Source organism: Mycobacterium sp. 94-17, assembly GCF_035617725.1.
Lineage (GTDB): Bacteria > Actinomycetota > Actinomycetes > Mycobacteriales > Mycobacteriaceae > Mycobacterium.
Window position 1 is genome coordinate 78,356 of sequence record NZ_JAPIYN010000016.1, and the last position, 18,762, is coordinate 97,117.

Here is an 18,762-nt window from a genome sequence, read left to right on the forward strand (position 1 = left end):
GCGTCGTGAGGCGCACACCCGAGGCGAGGTGAGCGACGCGTGAGCACTCGCGAGGGATCGTTATGGGGCGGGCGGTTCGCCGACGGCCCCTCGGATGCGCTGGCCGCGCTGAGCAAGTCCACCCATTTCGACTGGGTGCTGGCGCCCTACGACATCGTCGCGTCGCGGGCCCACACCGTGATCCTCTTCCGGGCCGGCCTGCTCGACGAGGAGCAGCGCGACGGGCTGCTGGCCGGTCTGGACCAGCTGGCCTCCGATGTCGCCGACGGCAGCTTCACCCCGCTGGTCACCGACGAGGACGTGCACGGCGCGCTGGAGCGCGGCCTCATCGACCGGGTCGGGCCGGACCTGGGCGGGCGGCTGCGGGCCGGCCGGTCGCGCAACGACCAGGTGGCCACCCTGTTCCGGATGTGGCTGCGGGACGCGGTGCGCCGCGTCGCCGCCGCCGCGCTGGACGTGGTCGGTGCGCTGGCCGCCCAGGCGGCCGCCCACCCCCACGCCATCATGCCGGGCAAGACTCATTTGCAGTCCGCGCAGCCGGTGCTGCTGGCCCACCACCTGCTGGCCCACGCCCACCCGCTGCTGCGTGACGTGGACCGGATCGTCGACTTCGACCGGCGCACCGCGGTGTCCCCGTACGGCTCCGGCGCGCTGGCCGGCTCCTCACTGGGACTGGACCCCGACGCGATCGCCGCGCAGCTCGGGTTCGCCGCCGCGGCCGACAACTCCATCGACGCGACGGCCGCCCGGGATTTCGCCGCCGAGGCCGCCTTCGTGTTCGCCATGATCGGCGTCGATCTGTCCCGGCTGGCCGAGGATGTCATCCTGTGGAGCTCGACGGAGTTCGGCTACGTCACCCTGCACGACTCTTGGTCGACCGGCAGCTCGATCATGCCGCAGAAGAAGAACCCCGACATCGCCGAGCTGGCGCGGGGCAAGTCCGGCCGGCTCATCGGAAACCTGACCGGCCTGCTGGCCACGCTGAAGGCCCAGCCGCTGGCCTACAACCGTGACCTGCAGGAGGACAAGGAACCGGTGTTCGATTCGGTCGCCCAGCTGGAGCTGGTGCTGCCGGCGATGGCGGGGCTGGTGGGCAGCCTGGCCTTCGACACCGAGCGGATGGCGGCGCTGGCCCCGGCCGGCTACACGCTGGCCACCGACATTGCCGAATGGCTGGTGCGCCGGGGCGTGCCGTTCCGGTCGGCGCACGAGGCCGCCGGGGCGGCGGTGCGCGCTGCCGAGCAGCGGTCCGTCGGGCTCGACGAGCTGACCGACGACGAGTTGGCCGCGATCAGCCCCGAACTGACGCCGCAGGTCCGTGACGTTTTGACCATCGAAGGTTCGGTATCCTCGCGTGACGCGCGGGGCGGCACCGCGCCGGTTCGAGTGGCCGAGCAGATCGAAACCGTGGTGGCCAGCGCCGATAGACTGAGGTTCCGGCTGCGCGGCGAGGATTGAAATGAGGTTGGTTTTCCGGATGGGTCGTGACACGCACACTGGAGTTCGGGCTGACAGCGATCCGGATGAACGTTTCGGGACGGCCCCGCGTTACCACGAGGTGGGGAAGCCATGAGTGTCGTCGCCGGCGTCTACGGTGCGTTACCGCCGCACCGGTACTCCCAGCGTGAGCTCACCGACTTCTTCGTCAGCATCCCGGAGTTCGAGGGTTACGAGGACATCGTCCGCCAGCTGCACGCCAGCGCCAAGGTGGGCGGCCGTCACCTGGTCCTGCCGCTGGAGCAGTATCCCGCGCTGACCGACTTCGGCATGGCCAACCGGATCTTCACCGAGCACGCCGTCAAGCTGGGCTGCGAAGCGCTGTCCGGCGCCCTGGACGAGGCGGGGCTGCGGCCCCGGGACGTCGACGCGCTCATCACCACCACCGTCACCGGTCTGGCCGTGCCCTCGGTGGACGCGCGGATCGCCGCGCAGCTCGGCCTGCGCGACGACGTACGACGGGTGCCGCTGTTCGGCCTCGGCTGCGTCGCCGGCGCCGCCGGCCTGGCCCGCGTCAACGACTACCTGCGCGGCGCACCCGACGCGGTGGCCGCGCTGATCTCCGTCGAGCTGTGCTCGCTGACCTACCCCGGCTACACCCCGTCGCTGGCCGGCCTGGTCGGCAGTGCCCTGTTCGCCGACGGGGCCGCCGCGGTGGTGGCCGTCGGCGAGCGGCGCGCCGAACGCCTGTTTGCCGGCGGGCCCACCGTCCTCGACTCGCGCAGCCACCTCTATCCCGACTCGTTGCGCACCATGGGTTTCGATGTGGGCGCCACCGGATTCGAGCTGGTGCTGTCCAAGGACGTCGCGGCCGTCGTCGAGCAATACATCGAAGCGGATGTCACCGGGTTTCTGGGAGACCACGGCCTCACCACGGCCGACATCGGCGCTTTCGTCAGCCACCCCGGCGGCCCCAAGGTCATCGAGGCCATCACCGCCGCGCTGCGCCTGCCGCCCGAGGCGCTCGAACTGACCTGGCGTTCACTCGGCGAGATCGGCAACCTCTCGTCGGCGTCCGTGCTGCATGTGCTGCGCGACACCATGGCCAAGCCGCCGCCGAGTGCAAGCCCAGGCCTGATGCTCGCGATGGGTCCAGGATTCTGTTCCGAATTGGTGTTGTTGCGTTGGCACTGATCTTCGCCCCTGCACTTCCGTTCCGACCGTGTGAGGCATCGCTTTTCGGGCGTGAGACGGGGCTGCGGCCCGTCGCGGGAGTATCGCTATGAGTGACACGAGAGGCCGCCTTCGATGAACGGCAACACCGAAGAGCTGATCAAGGCTCTTCGCCAATCGCTGAAAGAAAACGAGCGGCTCAAGCGCGAGAACCGCCAGTACCTGGCCGCGACGACCGAGCCGGTGGCGGTGGTCGGCATGGGCTGCCGATACCCGGGCGGGGTGAACAGCCCAGAGGCGTTGTGGCAGATGGTGGCCGAGGGCCGCGACGTGGTCTCGGAGTTCCCCGCGGACCGCGGCTGGGACTTGAACGGTCTGTTCGACGCGGATCCCGACGCCGTGGGCAAGTCGTACGCGCGGTGCGGCGGGTTCCTCTCGGACGTGGCCGATTTCGACGCCGCGTTCTTCGGGATCGCCCCCAGCGAGGCGCTGGCGATGGACCCGCAGCAGCGGCTGCTGCTCGAGGTGTCGTGGGAGGCGTTGGAGCGGGCCGGGATTGACCCCGCCACCTTGCGCGGCTCCGCGACCGGCGTGTTCGCCGGGATCTTCCACGGTTCCTACGGGGGCCAGGGGCGGGTGCCGGGGCACCTGGAACGCTACGGGCTGCGCGGCTCGACGCTCAGTGTGGCCTCGGGCCGGGTGGCCTATTCGCTCGGGTTCGAGGGCCCCGCGGTTTCCGTGGACACCGCGTGCTCGTCGTCGTTGGTGGCGCTGCACCTGGCGGCGCAGTCGTTGCGTTCCGGCGAGTGCGATCTCGCGCTGGCCGGCGGCGTGACCGTGATGGCCACCCCGGCGATGTTCGTCGAGTTCAGCCGGCAGCGCGCGCTGGCCGCGGACGGCCGCTGCAAGGCGTACGCGGGTGCCGCCGACGGCACCGGGTTTTCCGAAGGCGTCGGTGTGCTGGTGCTCGAGCGGCTGGTCGATGCCCGACGACACGGGCACCGGGTGCTCGCCGTGGTGCGCGGGTCCGCGGTGAACCAGGACGGCGCGTCCAACGGCCTGGCGACGCCCAACGGGCCATCGCAGCAGCGGGTGATCCGGGCGGCGCTGGCCAACGCGCGGCTGGAGGCGGCCGACGTCGATCTGGTCGAGGGCCACGGCACGGGCACCACGCTCGGGGATCCCATTGAGGCACAAGCGGTCCTGGCGACCTACGGGCAGAACCGGCGTGCGGATGAGCCACTGTGGCTGGGTTCGATCAAATCGAACATGGGGCATACCTCCGCCGCCGCGGGTACCGGCGGAGTGATCAAGGTGATCCAGGCGATCCGCCACGGGGTGATGCCCAAGACCCTGCACGTGGATGAGCCGACGCCGCATGTGGATTGGACGGCCGGGGCGGTGTCGCTGCTGACCGAACAGCAGCCCTGGCCTGCGGTGGGCCGTCCGCGCCGCGCGGGGGTCTCGTCGTTCGGCATCAGCGGCACCAATGCGCACGTCATCGTGGAGCAGTACGCACCCGAGCCAGACGACGCCGCGCGCCCGGGCGACGACGTGGTGGTGCCGTGGGTGCTGTCGGCCCGCTCGGGTGAGGCGCTGGCGAACCAGGCCGCGCGGCTGCTGGCCCGGGTGAAGGCCGATCCCGGGGTGCGGGTGCTCGATGTGGGCTGGTCGCTGGTCGCGACGCGGCCGCGCTTCGAGCACCGTGCGGTCGTCGTGGGCGCCGATGGCGCGCAGTTGCTGCGCGGGCTGGCGGCATTGGCGGCCGGTGAGCAGGGTGCGGGCCTGGTGGTGGGCCGCGCGCAACCGGTGGGCAAGTCGGTGTTCGTGTTTCCCGGGCAGGGCTCGCAGTGGGCCGGCATGGGCGCCCAATTGCTGGACAGCTCAACGGTGTTCGCCGAGCAGCTGCGGCGCTGCGAGAAGGCACTGGACGAATACGTCGACTGGTCGCTGCTCGACGTGATCCGAGGCGCGCCGGGCGCACCCGGATTGGACCGGGTGGACGTGGTGCAGCCGGCGCTGTGGGCGGTGATGGTGTCGCTCGCCGAGCTGTGGCGCTCGGTGGGCGTGGCGCCCGACGCGGTGATCGGCCATTCGCAGGGGGAGATCGCGGCGGCCTACGTGGCCGGTGCGCTGTCGCTGGAAGACGCCGCCCGGGTGGTCGCGCTGCGCAGCCGGCTGCTGGTGGGACTGTCGGGCCGCGGCGGCATGGTGTCCCTGGCGTGCAGCCGGGTGCGGGCGGAGCAGCTGATCGCCGGCTGGGGGGAACGGCTGAACATCGCCACCGTCAACGGCGTTGCGGCGGTGGTGGTTTCCGGCGAGGTGGGCGCGCTGACCGAACTGATTCGGCGCTGCGAGGCCGACGACATCCGCGCCCGCCGCATCGACGTCGACTACGCATCGCACTCCGCGCAGGTCGACGCGATTCGCGCCCCGCTCGCCGACGCGCTGGGCGGCCTCGTCCCGCGCTCGTCCGCCGTCACCTTCTTCTCCACGGTCACCGGTGAGCCGATGGACACCGCGGGCCTGGACGCCGACTACTGGTTTCAAAGCATCCGGCAGACCGTGCAATTCGAGCGCGCGGTGCGCAGCGCGTGCGACGCGGGCTATCAGGTGTTCATCGAATCCAGCCCGCATCCGGTACTGATGGCCGCCATCGAAGAGACGATGCCCGACAGCGAGCGGGCGGTTGTCATCCCTTCGCTGGGCCGCGACGACGGCGGCCCGGACCGGTTCTGGCTCTCGGCCGCGCAGGCCCATGTCGCGGGCGTGGCGGTGGACTGGCGCGCCACGCTGGCCGGCCTGGGCGGCCAGCGCGTCGACCTGCCGACGTACGGGTTTGTCCGGCAACGCTTTTGGCTTCCGGCGGGGTCGACGGGGTCGCACGACGCCGGCACGGTGGGCCTGGCTGCCGCCGAGCACGGACTGCTCGGCGCGGTGGTGCCGCGGCCGGATTCCGGCGGGGTGGTGCTGACGGGCCGGGTGTCCGCGGCCGCCCACCCGTGGCTGGCCGATCATGCGGTGGGCGAGACGGTGTTGTTCCCCGGGGCGGGGTTCGTCGAGTTGGCCATCCGCGCGGGCGACGAGGTGGGCTGCGGGGTGCTCGACGAGCTGACGCTGTCGGCCCCGTTGCTGCTGCCCACGCCCGAGGGCGCCCGCGTGCAGCTGGTGGTCGGCGCGCCCGACGCGTCGGGTCTGCGTCGGCTGTCGGTGTATTCCGCAGGCGCTCGACCGGATTCGGACTGGGTGTTGCACGCCGAGGGCATGCTGCGGCCGGGCGCGGTGGCACCGGCCGCGGACCTGTCGATCTGGCCGCCCGCGGGGGCGGCTTCGGTGGACATCGACGGCGCCTACACCCGACTGGCGCGGCGGGGCTACGAATACGGCGCCGCTTTCCAGGGTCTGCGGGCCATGTGGCGGCGCGGGGACGAGATCTTCGCCGACGTCGCCGTGCCCGACGATGCCGGCACCCCGGACGGCGGCTTCGGGGTGCATCCCGTGCTGCTCGATTCCGCGCTGCACGCGATGGGGGTCGCCGCCGAGCAAGACCAGACCGTGCTGCCGTTCTCGTGGCAGGGCGTGTCACTGCACGCCTCGGGCGCGTCGCGGGCGCGGGTTCGGATCGCACCCGCCGGAGCCGGGTCGGTCTCGGTGGAATTGGCCGATGGGGCGGGACTTCCGTTGCTTTCGGTGCGGGCGCTGGCCGTGCGCCCGGTCTCGGCCGGGCAGTTGACGGCGGCGGCTCCCGGGCGGCGCGGCGACGGATTGCTCGACGTGGCGTGGTCACCGATCGCACTCGGCACTGCCGAGGAAGGTTCCGGGGCCACGCTGTGGGAGCCCGGCGACCACGTCGGCGACGTCGTGCGGGTGGCGCACGCCGCGACCACCGAAACCCTGGCGAGGCTGCAGGTCTGGTTGGGTGACGACGGCGCCGGGGTGCTGGCCGTGCAGACCCGCGGCGCGGTCGCCCTTGCCGGGGAGGACGTTTCGGACCTGGCCGGCGCCGCGGTGTGGGGCCTGGTGCGCTCGGCGCAAGCTGAGCACCCGGGCCGGCTGGTGCTGATCGACTCCGACGGCTCCGTCGACGCCGGCGCGGTGGTCGGTTGCGGCGAGCCGCAAGTGGTGGTCCGCCGGGGTGTGGCATACGCGGCGCGGCTGCGCCCCGCGCGCATGGACCCAACGCTCGCGTTGCCCCCGACGGGCTGGCGGCTGGACACCGGCGGCGAGGGCACGCTGCAGGACCTGGTCGTAAGCCCCTGCTCAGCAACCGAATTAACCGGCGGGCAGGTGCGGGTGGCGGTGGCCGCGGTAGGCGTCAACTTCCGCGACGTGCTGGTGGCCCTGGGCATGTACCCGGGCGGCGGCCGGCTGGGAGCCGAGGGCTCCGGCGTGGTCGTCGAAGTCGGGCCCGACGTGCGCGGCCTGGCCGTCGGTGACGCGGTGATGGGCCTGCTCGGGGTCGTCGGTGCTGAGGCGGTGGTGGACCAGCGGGTGGTGACACGGGTGCCGCCGGGGCTGTCGCTGGTCGCGGCCGCGGGCGTGCCGGTGGTGTTCCTGACGGCCCTGTACGGGCTGTCGGTGCTGGGCGGGCTGCGCGGCGGCGAGCGGGTCTTGGTGCACACGGCCACCGGTGGGGTGGGTATGGCCGCGGTGCAGCTGGCACGGCACTGGGGGGCCGAGGTGTTCGTCACTGCCAGCCGCGGCAAGTGGGACACGTTGCGCGCGATGGGATTCGGCGACGACCGCATCGGCGATTCGCGCAGCACGGAGTTCGAGGCGAAGTTCGCGGACGCCACCGGCGGGGCCGGGTTCGACGTCGTGCTCAACTCGCTGGCCGGCGAGTTCACCGACGCGTCGTTGCGGCTGCTGGCCCCCGGCGGGCGATTCATCGAGATGGGCAAGACCGACGTGCGCGACCCGCAGGTGATCGCCGAGCAATACCGGGGCGCCCGCTACCAGGCGTTCGACCTGATGGAGGCGGGTCCCGACCGCACCGCGGCGATGCTGTCCGAGATCGTCGGGCTGTTGACGGACGGCACGTTGAAACCGTTGCCGCTGAAGACCTTTGACGTGCGCTGCGCGTCGGCGGCGTACCGCTACGTCAGCCAGGCACGCCACATCGGCAAGGTCGCGCTGACCGTCGGGTCGGGACCCGGCGAGGTGCTCAGCGGCTGCGGCGGGGGACTGGCGGGCGGCAGCGTGGTGATCACCGGCGGCACCGGTATGGCCGGTTCGGCGCTGGCGCGCCACCTCGTCGGCCGCTACCGGGTGGCCAACGTGGTGCTGGTCAGCCGGACCGGGCCCGGGGCCGCCGGGGTGGCCGAGCTGGTGGCCGGGCTGCGGGAGGCCGGCGCACAGGTGTCGGTGGTGGCCTGCGACGTCGCCGACCGCGACGCGGCGGCGGCGATGTTGGCGCAGATACCCGCGCAGTACCCGCTGCGCGGAGTCGTGCACGCCGCGGGCATCCTCGACGACGGCCTGGTGTCGTCGCTCACCCCGGAGCGGGTGGACGCGGTGCTGCGCGCCAAGGTCGACGGGGCCTGGAACCTGCACGAGCTGACCCGGCACCTGGATCTCTCGGCGTTCGTGGTGTTTTCGTCGATGGCCGGGATCGTCGGAACCCCGGGGCAGGCCAACTACGCGGCGGCCAACAGTTTCCTCGACGGGCTGGCCACCCACCGGCGCGCCCACGGACTCCCCGGCCTGTCGCTGGCCTGGGGCCTGTGGGAGCAGGCGTCGGCGATGACGGCGCACCTCGGGGATCGCGACAAGGCCCGGATGAGCCGGATCGGGCTGGCGCCGCTGTCGACCGCACAGGCCCTGGCGGCGTTCGACGCCGCGATGCTGGTCGACACCCCGGTGCTGGTCGCGGCCCGAGTGGACCGGGCCGCGCTGTCCGACAACATCGCCGCGCTGCCCGGACTGCTGCGTGAACTCGTCGCCGGCCCCACCCGTCGCATCGTCGACGACACGGAGGCCACCGCGTCGACCAGCGGCCTGGCGTCGCGCCTGCACGGGTTGAGCGCCGAGGCCCGACGGCGCCAGCTGGTCGACCTGGTGTGCGGCAGGGCGGCGATGGTGCTGGGCGTGCCCAACCCGGCCGACATCAACGCCGCCAGCGCATTCCAAGAGCTCGGATTCGACTCACTGACCGCCGTCGAACTGCGCAACCGGCTGAAAAACGCTACCGGCCTTACCCTTTCGCCGACGCTGATATTCGATTATCCGACGCCCACCGCGCTGGCCGCGCATCTGGACACGACGCTGGCGGGCACCGGCAACGCCACCGGCAGCGATGGCGGCCGGCCGAAGCTGCTGGGCCGCGTCAACGACATCACCCGCGAACTGCAGGCGCTGCTCGCCGCGCCCGACTGGGACGGCGAGGACAAGGCGATGCTGCGGGCGCGCCTGCACAACCTGCTCGGGTCGCTGGGGCCCAGCGACCCTTCCGATGCCGAACACCTCGACGACGACCTCGACGCCGCCACCGAAAGCCAACTCTTTGCGATCCTCGATGAAGAACTCGGCCGCTGACACCGCACAAGGAGCAACGATGCCGGGCACCACGCAACACGTCGACTACCTGAAACGCCTCACGGCGGATCTCAGGCGGACCCGGCGGCGCGTCGCGGAACTGGAGGGCCGGCTTTCCGAACCGGTCGCCGTCGTGGGCATGGCCTGCCGCTACGCCGGCGGCGTCGAATCGCCGGAAGATCTGTGGCAACTGGTGATCGAGGGCCGCGACACGGTGTCGGACTTCCCGGCCGACCGCGGCTGGGACGTCGAGGGGCTGTACGACCCCGACCCGGACACCAAGGGGAAGATGTACACCCGGCAGGGCAGCTTCCTGCAGGACGCCGGGGACTTCGACGCCGGGTTCTTCGGGATCGGGCCCAGCGAGGCGCTGGCCATGGATCCCCAGCAACGGATGATGCTGGAGATCTGCTGGGAAGCGTTGGAGCGGGCCGGCATCGACCCCCTCGCGCTGCGGGGCTCGGCGACCGGGGTGTTCGCCGGGGTCATCCACGCCGGCTATGGCGGCGAGGTGAAGGGCGAGCTGGAGGGCTACGGGCTGACCGGGTCGACCTTGAGCGTGACGTCGGGCCGGGTGTCCTATGTGCTGGGCCTGGAAGGGCCCGCGGTCTCGGTGGACACCGCGTGTTCGTCGTCGTTGGTCTGCATGCATCTGGCCGCGCAGGCATTGCGTTCCGGCGAGTGCGACCTGGCGTTGGCCGGCGGGGTCACGGTGATGGCCACGCCGGCGGCCTTCGTCGAGTTCAGCCGCCAGCGTGCGCTGGCCCCCGACGGCCGCTGCAAGGTGTATGCCGGCGCGGCGGACGGGACTTCGTGGTCGGAGGGCGCCGGGGTCCTGGTGCTGGAGCGGTTGGCCGACGCCCGGCGCCTGGGCCATCCCGTGCTGGCCGTGCTGCGCGGCACGGCGGTCAATCAGGACGGCGCCTCGAACGGGCTGACCGCACCCAACGGGCCGTCGCAGCAGCGGGTGATCCGGGCGGCGCTGGCCAACGCCGGACTGACCGCCGCCGACGTGGATGTCGTTGAGGGCCATGGGACCGGGACGGTGCTCGGGGACCCCATCGAGGCCCAGGCCCTGCTGGCGACGTACGGGCAGGATCGTCCCGCGGAGCGGCCGCTGTGGCTGGGATCGATCAAGTCCAACATCGGGCACACCTCGGCCGCGGCGGGTGTGGCCGGGGTGATCAAGATGGTGCAGGCGATTCGGCACGGCGTGCTGCCCAAGACGCTGCACGTGGACGTCCCGTCGCCGCATGTGGATTGGTCGGCCGGTGCGGTCTCGCTGTTGACCGAGTCGCAGGCCTGGCCGGACCACGGCGGGATACGGCGAGCGGGCGTGTCGTCGTTCGGGATCAGCGGCACCAACGCGCACGTGATCGTCGAACAGGCACCCGCGCCGGCCGAGCGTGACGCCGAGCCCACCCCGGCGTCCCCCGATTCGGTTGTCCCGTGGGTGCTTTCGGCCCGATCGCCCGAGGCGCTGGCCGGTCAGGCGCAACGGCTGCTGGAACGGCTGGGCTCCGGCCCGGACGCGCGGGCGGTGGACGTGGGGTGGTCGCTGGCGACCACCCGGGCGGCCTTCGAGCACCGCGCGGTGCTGATCGGCGGCGACCGGGCGGCGTTGACGGGAGGGCTAAAGGGGCTCGCCGCCGGGCGACCGGACCCGGCCGTGCTGGTCGGCCGCACCCGGTCGGCGGGCAAGCGGGTGTTCGTCTTCCCCGGCCAGGGCTCGCAGTCACTCGGGATGGGTGCGCAGCTCTACGACCGTTTCCCCGCGTTCGCGCGGGCTTTCGACGAGGCCGTCGCCGCGGTGGACGCGCATGCCCGGCTGCCGTTGCGCGACGTGATGTGGGGTAGCGACACGGAGCTGTTGCAGAGCACGGAGTTCGCCCAGCCGGCGCTGTTCGTGCTGGAGATCGCGCTGGCCGCGCTGTGGCAATCCTTGGGTGTGACACCGGATCTGGTGATCGGCCACTCGGTGGGTGAGATCGCCGCGGCCTGTGTGGCCGGGGCGGTCGAGCTGTCCGATGCGGCGCGGCTGGTGGCCGCGCGCGGCCGACTGATGGCCGGGCTTCCGGCCGGCGGGGTGATGGTCGCGGTGACCGCGACCGAAACCGAAGTGGCTCCCTTCCTGGACGGGGCGGTGAGCGTCGCCGCGGTCAACGGCCCGCGATCGCTGGTGCTCTCCGGTGAGCACGGCGCGGTGGGGGCCGTCGCGGACCGGCTGGGCGCCGGCGGGGCGAGGGTGCACCGGCTGGCGGTCTCGCACGCGTTCCACTCGCCGTTGATGGAGCCCATGATGGCGGACTTCGCGGCGGTGGCGGCAGAGGTGTCGGCGCGCGAGCCGCGAATCGCGTTGGCGTCCAACCTGACCGGGCAGCTGGCCGGCCCCGATTACGGGGCTGTCGGGTACTGGGTCGACCACGTGCGCAAGCCGGTGCGATTCGTCGACGGGGTGCGACTGGCCGAATCCCTGGGCGCCGAGGTGTTCCTGGAGGTGGGTCCGGGCGCGGCGCTGACGTCGGCCGTGGAGCAGTCCGTGACGTCCGACCGGGCGACCTCGGTGGTGACGATGCCCAAGGGCCGGCCCGAGGTGGACTCGCTGCTGCGGGCGGCGGGGCAGCTGTTCACGGCCGGGGCCGACGTGCGGTGGGCGGCGGCGTTCGACGGCTGCCAACCCCAACGGCTCGAGTTGCCCACGTATGCCTTTGTGCGACGCCGGTTTTGGCTGCCGAGTGATTCGGTGGGTGCGGCGAACATCGCCGGCCTGGGTCTGGCCGAGGCCGGGCACGCGCTGCTGGGCGCGGTGGTGGAGCGGCCGGATTCGGGCGGCGTGGTGTTGACCGGACGGCTCTCCCTGGCCGCACAGCCCTGGCTGGCCGACCACGCGGTGGCCGGCACTGTGCTGTTTCCGGGGGCCGGCTTCGTGGAGCTGGCGTTGCGGGCCGGCGACGAGGTCGGCTGCGGGCTGATCCAAGAGCTCACTCTGTCGGCGCCACTGGTGGTTCCGTCGGTGCCGGCGGGCGCGGTGGTGCACCTTCAGGTGGTGGTGGCGGCGGCCGGCGAGGACCGGACCCGTGCGGTCGCGGTGTATTCGCGGGCCGCGCAATCGGATTGGGTGTTGCATGGCGAGGGGGTGCTGAGCGACGGTGCGCCCGGGGCGGTCACCGACCTGTCGGTGTGGCCGCCGCCGGGCGCCGACCCGGTGGATGTCACCGGCGCGTACGACGGCCTGGCGGGCCGCGGCTACGGGTACGGGCCGGCGTTTCGGGGGTTGCGGGCCGTCTGGCGCAGGGGGGCCGAGACTTTCGCCGAGGTGGAGCTCCCGCAACAGGCCGGCCAGGCGACCGGCGGCTTCGGCATCCACCCGGTGGTCCTGGACGCGGCGCTGCATGCGCTGGGGGTTGCCGACGAGCGGATCGAGACCGTCCTGCCGTTCTCCTGGCAGGGGGTGAGCCTTCACGCGGCGGGCGCCTCGCGGGTCCGGGTCCGGTTGGCGCCTGTCGGCGCCGGCGCGGTGTCGGTGGAGCTGGCCGACGTCTCCGGGCTGCCCGTGTTATCGGTGCGTGAACTGGTGACGCGCGCCGTCTCGGCCGATCAGTTGAGCGCCGCGGTGGCCGCCCGGTCCGGTGGCGGTGAGCTGCTCGACGTGGTGTGGTCGCCGGTGTCGTTGCCCGGCAACGACGTTGGTGAGAGTGTCACCGTATGGGAGTCACCGCCGGCCAGCGCGGACACTGTCGCTTCCACGCACGCCGCGACCCACCAGGCCCTGGGCGTGCTGCAGTCCTGGCTGTCCGGTGCGGCGGACGGGGTCCTGGTGGTGCTGACCCGCGGAGCGGTCGCTCTGGCGGGTGAGGACGTCGCCGACCCGGCCGGGGCCGCGGTGTGGGGGCTGACGCGTTCGGCGCAGGCCGAGCACCCGGGCCGCGTGGTGCTGGTCGACACCGACGGATCGCTCGACGTCGTGACCGCGATCCGTGCCGGTGAGCCGCACGTGGTGGTGCGCGACGGTGTGGCCTACGGCGCCCGGCTCAAGCCGGCCGACCGCAGGCCCCTGCTGCGGCTGCCCGAACCGCCCGCCGTGTGGCGGCTGGCCGCGGGCGACGCCGGAACGCTCGAGGACCTGGCGGTGCAGGAGAGCGCGCCTGCGCCAGTGCAGGCCGGCCAGGTGCGGGTCACCGTCGCCGCGGCGGGGGTGAATTTCCGCGACGTGCTGGTGGCACTGGGCATGTATCCGGGCGCCGCGCAGCTGGGTGCCGAGGGAGCGGGAATCATCACCGAAATCGGCTCCGGCGTCACGGATGTGGCCGTCGGCGACGCGGTGATGGGGATCTTCGGGCTGGCCGGCTCCGAGGCGGTGGTCGACCGCCGGCTGGTGACGCGCGTGCCGTCGGGCTGGCCGCTGACTCGGGCGGCGGCCGTGCCCGTGGTTTTCCTGACGGCCTACTACGGGCTGTCGGTGCTGGCCGGCCTGCGCGCCGGGCAGCGGGTGCTGGTGCACGCCGCCACCGGCGGGGTGGGCATGGCCGCGGTACAACTGGCCCGGCATTGGGGCGCGGAGGTATTCGCCACCGCCAGCCGCGGCAAGTGGGACACCTTGCGCGCCATGGGATTCGATGATGCGCACATCGCGGATTCCCGCACGCTGGAATTCGAGCGGAAATTCGCCGCCACCGCCGGCGGCGTGGACGTGGTGCTCAACTCGCTGGCCGGGGATTTCAACGATGCGTCGCTCCGCCTGCTGGGGCCCGGCGGACGCTTCATCGAAATGGGCAAGACCGACCTGCGCGACCCGGAGGCGGTCGCGCAGGCCCACCCCGGGGTGACGTATCGCGCGTTCGACCTGATGGAGGCGGGCCCCGACCGTATCGCCGAGATGCTGGCGGAATTGTTGCGGATGTTCGCCGCCGGGGTGCTGGAGCCGTTGCCGGTCACGGTGTTCGACGCGCGCAGCGCCGCCGACGCCTACCGGTTTGTCAGCCAGGCCCGCCACATCGGCAAGGTCGTGCTGGCCATGCCGGACGGCCCCGCCGGGCTGGCCGGCGGCACCTCGCTGATCACCGGCGGCACCGGCATGGCGGGTGCGGCGGTGGCGCGGCATCTGGTCGAGCGGCACCGGGTGCCCCACGTGATGCTGGTCAGCCGCAGCGGCGAACGCGCCGAGGGCATGTCCGAGCTGGCCGCCGAATTGCGCCGCGCTGGGGCATCGGTGGCCGTGGTGGCCTGCGATGTCGGCGACCGGGACGCCGTCGCGGCCGCACTGGCGCAGGTGCCGGCGCGGTATCCGCTGCGCTCGGTGTTCCACGCGGCGGGCGTGCTCGACGACGCGGTGGTCGCCTCATTGACGCCGGCGCGCATTGACACGGTGTTACGTCCCAAGGTCGACGGTGCCTGGCATCTGCACGAGCTGACCAAGGGGCTCGATCTGTCGGCGTTCGTGATGTTTTCGTCGATGGCGGGCATCGTCGGCGCGCCGGGCCAGGGGAACTACGCGGCCGCCAACAGCTTCCTCGACGCGCTGGCGGCGCACCGCCGTGCCCACGGCCTGCCGGCACTGTCGGTGGCGTGGGGGATGTGGGAAGAAACCTCGACGATGACGCAACACCTCGGCGAACGCGACAAGGCCAGGATGAGCCGCGCCGGGCTGAGCGCGCTGTCCACCCCGCAGGCGGTGCGGCTGCTCGACGCCGCGTTTCTCGCCGAACACCCCATGGTGGTGGGCACGCGGCTGGACACGGCGGCGCTGGCGCACAACAGCGCTACGCTGCCGCCGCTGTTGAGCCAGTTGGCCACCCGCCCGGCCCGCCGGATCCTCGAGCACACGGACATGATGTCGCTGACGGGCCTGCGGGCGCGGCTGCAGGGCATGTCCGCCGGGCAGCGGCACGCCGAATTGGTCGAACTGGTCTGCACCAACGCGGCCACGGTATTAGGCCACAGCACCGCGGACATCAACGCCGACGATGCTTTCGGCGATCTCGGATTCGATTCGCTGACCGCCGTCGAACTGCGCAACCGGCTCAAAATCGCCACCGGCCTTACTCTTTCGCCCACGCTGATCTTCGACCAGCCCACGCCGGCCGCGCTCGCCGAACACCTCGACACCCAGCTGGCCGCCGGCGCCCCTGCCCCTGCCCCGGCTGCCACCGCTGGCCCGCGACCGGATCGCCTGGCCCGCTTCGACGACCTGGCGCGAGAACTGCGGGCGCTGCTCGACGACCCCGACCTGAGCCCGGAGGAGAGGGCGCGGCTTGCCGCGCGGCTCGAAAGCCTGACGGGGCCTCCGCCACCGCCCGCGCCGCTGCTGGCAGACCCCGAGGACGCGTTCGACGACGACATCTCGACCGCCACCGAGAGTCAGCTCTTTGCGATTCTCGACGACGAGGTCGGCTCCTGACCTTGCCGGCGACAGACGTAGCGATCATCGGGCTGGCATGCAGGTTCCCGGCCGCGGCCGGCCCCGCCGCGTTCTGGCGTCTGCTCCGCGAGGGGGGAGAGGCAACCCAGTTCGCCGGGGAAGCAGCCGAATTCGACGCCGACTTCTTCAACTTGTCGCCGCGTGAGGCGTGCGCGATGGATCCCCGCCAGCGCCTGGCGCTCGAACTCACCTGGGAGCTGCTCGAGGACGCCCACCTGGTGCCCGAAACGCTGCGGGGAGAACCGGTTTCGGTGTTCCTCGGGGCGATGACGGATGACTACGCCGCACTGACGTTGCGCGACCTTGCCGACAACCTGGACCACCACACCTTCGCGGGCATCAGCCGAACGATGATCGCCAACCGCATCTCGTATGCGTTCGGGTGGCACGGGCCCAGCCTGACCGTCGACTCCGGCCAGTCGTCCTCGCTGGTGGCGGTGCACTTCGGCTGTGAAAGTGTGGCCACTGGGCAGTCGTCGCTCGCGGTCGCGGGCGGCGTGCACCTGAACCTTGCCGACGAAATGGCTGCGCTGGAACGGGAATTCGGCGCCGTATCGGTGTCGGGCCACACCTACGCGTTCGATGGGCGCGCGGACGGCTACGTGCGCGGTGAGGGCGGCGGACTGGTGCTGCTGAAGCCGTTGGCGGCGGCGCTCGGCGACGGCGACCGCATCCACGCGGTCATCCGCGGCAGCGCGATCGGCAACGCCGGGGACAGCGCGACCGCCCAGACCGTGCCGTCGGCGCGCAGCGAAGCGGAGGTGATCCGGCGTGCGCTCGCTGAGGCCGGGCTGACGGGTGGCGACATCGACTACGTCGAGGCGCACGGCACGGGGACGAAGGTCGGCGACGCGATCGAGGTCCGGGCGCTGGGGGAGGTCTTCGCCGGGCGCGCAGGCGATCCGGTGCGGGTGGGGTCGGTGAAGACCCATATCGGCCACGCCGGAAGCGCCGCGGGAATCGCCGGACTGCTCGAGGCCGTCCTCGCGATCGAACACGCCGCCATCCCGCCCAGCCTCAACTACGACCGTCCCGAGGCCGGCCTCAATCACCTTGGGCTGCAAGTCAACATCGATCTGACGCCGTGGCAGCCGGTGGACCGGCCGCGGCGCGCCGGGGTGTCCTCGTTCGGAATGGGTGGCACCAACGCGCACCTCGTCGTGGAGCAGGCCCCCGCCGGGCCGGACCTGCCGCCGCCGGGGCCGGACGTGGCGGTGCCGTGGGTGCTGTCCGCGCGCTGCGAGCGGGCGCTGGCCAACCAGGCGCGACGGTTGTCGGCCCACGTGGCCGAGGGGGCCGAGACGAGCGCGGTCGACCTGGCCTGGTCGTTGGTCGACACCCGTGCGGTCTTCGAGCACCGCGCGGTGATCACAGGCGGCGACCGGCGGGCGCTGGCACGGGGCCTGGCGGCCCTCGCGGCGGGGGAGTCAGCACCGAATGTGGCGGTGGGCCGGGCGATGTCGTTGGGCAAGACGGTCTTCGTGTTTCCCGGACAGGGGTCGCAGTGGCTGGGAATGGGCCGCTCGCTCTATGACCGGTTCGACATGTTCACCCGGGCCTTCGACGAGGCCGCCGCAGCGGTAGACGCCCATCTGCGGCTGCCGCTGCGCGAGGTGATGTGGGGCGCGGACCCGGAACTGCTGCGCAGCACCGAGTTTGCCCAGCCGGCGCTGTTCGTGCTCGGCGTCGCGCTGGCGGCGCTGTGGCGGTCCTTCGGTGTGACACCGGATTTGGTGATGGGGCACTCGGTGGGCGAGATCGCCGCGGCGTGCGTCGCCGGAGTGCTCTCGCTCGCCGATGCGGCGGCGGTCGTGGCGGCTCGGGGACGGTTGATGGCGGCCCTGCCGTCCGGCGGGGTGATGATTGCCGTCGGCGCCGGTGAGGCCGACGTGACCGGTCTGCTCGACGACGGTGTGAGCATCGCGGCGGTCAACGGGCCCGCGGCGGTGGTGCTTTCCGGTGTGCAGGCGCCGGTGGAAGCGCTGGCGGACCGGCTGGCGCGCGAGGGCCGGCGCGTGCACCGGCTGGCGGTGTCGCACGCGTTTCATTCGCCGCTGATGCAGCCGATGGTCGCGGAGTTCGCCGCGGCGGTGGCCGGCATCGAGGTGGGGACGCCGCGCATCGGGCTGGTGTCGAACGTGACCGGGCGGCCGGCCGGCGCCGGGTACGGGTCGCCGCGGTACTGGGCGGCGCATGTCGATGCGCCGGTGCGCTTCTTCGACGGCGTGCGCGCCGCCGAGTCGGCTGGCGCCGGGATCTTCCTGGAACTGGGCCCGGGTGCCGCGCTGACGGCGGCGGTGGATCAGTCGCTGCGCGACGAGCGGGCCGTTGCGGTGCCCACCATGGCCGAGGACCGGCCGGAGACGGAATCGCTGCTGGGCGCGGTCGGCCGGTTGGTCACCCGCGGCCTCGATCCGGACTGGGCGGGCGTGTTCGCCGGCCTGAGCGCGCGACGGGTCGAGTTGCCGACGTACGGCTTTGCCCGGCAACGGTTTTGGCTGGGTGCCGACGCGACGGGGGCGCCACCCGCCACGGCCGCCCGAACACCCGACCTAGCGCAGCGGCTGCACGGTCTGGCGCCCGGCGACCAGCATCGGGAGCTGGTCGGGCTGGTCTGCGCGCATGCGGCGGCGGTGTCGGGGCATCCGGGCGGCCACGCCATCGACCACGACCGCGCCTTCGGCGACCTCGGCTTCGATTCGATGACCGGAATCGAGCTGCGCAACCGCCTCACCAGTCATACCGGCTTGGCCTTGTCGCGAACGCTGATCTTCGACTACCCCACGCCGGACGCGCTGGCCGAGCACCTCCGCGCGCTGCTGCTGCACGAGGAGCCGGGCGAATCGGAGGAGGACAAGATCTGGTCGGCGCTGCGCACGATCCCGGTGCGCGAGCTGCGCAGAACGGGATTGCTGGAGCAGCTTCTCCTGCTCGCCGGAACACCCGAAAAGCCAGTCACCGAGCCGCATGTCGGTGGTGACGACATCGACTCGTTGAGCCCCGAAGCCTTGATCGCGATGGCGCTCGGGTCGACGGACGAGGACGAGGCCGGATGCTGAATTCGGTACTGGTGGAACCGATTACGCGACCGCGGCGTGGACCCAATAAGACATGTGTTGAATACGCAACACTTTTGCACCACCACACAGAAGCGCATAAACTTTCCGCAGCACGGGGAGCGCTTATGCTCTTTGGCAATC

The 18,762-nt window shown here is 72.2% G+C and carries 5 protein-coding genes; all 5 read left to right on the forward strand.

The features are described from left to right. The first annotated feature begins 39 nt into the window (after nt 1–39). The 5 genes from argH (at nt 40) to OQ789_RS18525 (ending at nt 18,621) form a co-directional block, all read left to right on the forward strand. Nucleotides 40–1,458 carry an argininosuccinate lyase gene (gene argH, locus OQ789_RS18505; protein ID WP_324687523.1) on the forward strand — a complete coding sequence of 473 codons (1,419 nt, stop codon included), beginning with the start codon at nt 40–42 and terminating at the stop codon, nt 1,456–1,458. 111 nt (nt 1,459–1,569) lie between these two features. Further along, nucleotides 1,570–2,631 carry a type III polyketide synthase gene (locus tag OQ789_RS18510; RefSeq protein WP_324687524.1) on the forward strand — a complete coding sequence of 354 codons (1,062 nt, stop codon included), beginning with the start codon at nt 1,570–1,572 and terminating at the stop codon, nt 2,629–2,631. Between the two features lie 114 nt (nt 2,632–2,745). Beyond that, the gene (locus OQ789_RS18515) at nt 2,746–9,144 is read left to right on the forward strand and encodes a type I polyketide synthase (RefSeq protein ID WP_324687526.1); all 6,399 of its coding nucleotides are present in this window, start codon (nt 2,746–2,748) and stop codon (nt 9,142–9,144) included. Between the two features lie 19 nt (nt 9,145–9,163). Continuing rightward, nucleotides 9,164–15,541, forward strand: a complete 6,378-nt coding sequence (locus OQ789_RS18520; protein ID WP_324687527.1) for an SDR family NAD(P)-dependent oxidoreductase — start codon at nt 9,164–9,166, stop codon at nt 15,539–15,541. Between the two features lie 2 nt (nt 15,542–15,543). Beyond that, entirely contained in the window at nt 15,544–18,621 is a 3,078-nt protein-coding gene (locus OQ789_RS18525) for a type I polyketide synthase (RefSeq protein ID WP_324687528.1), read from the forward strand. Nucleotides 18,622–18,762 lie beyond the last annotated feature (141 nt).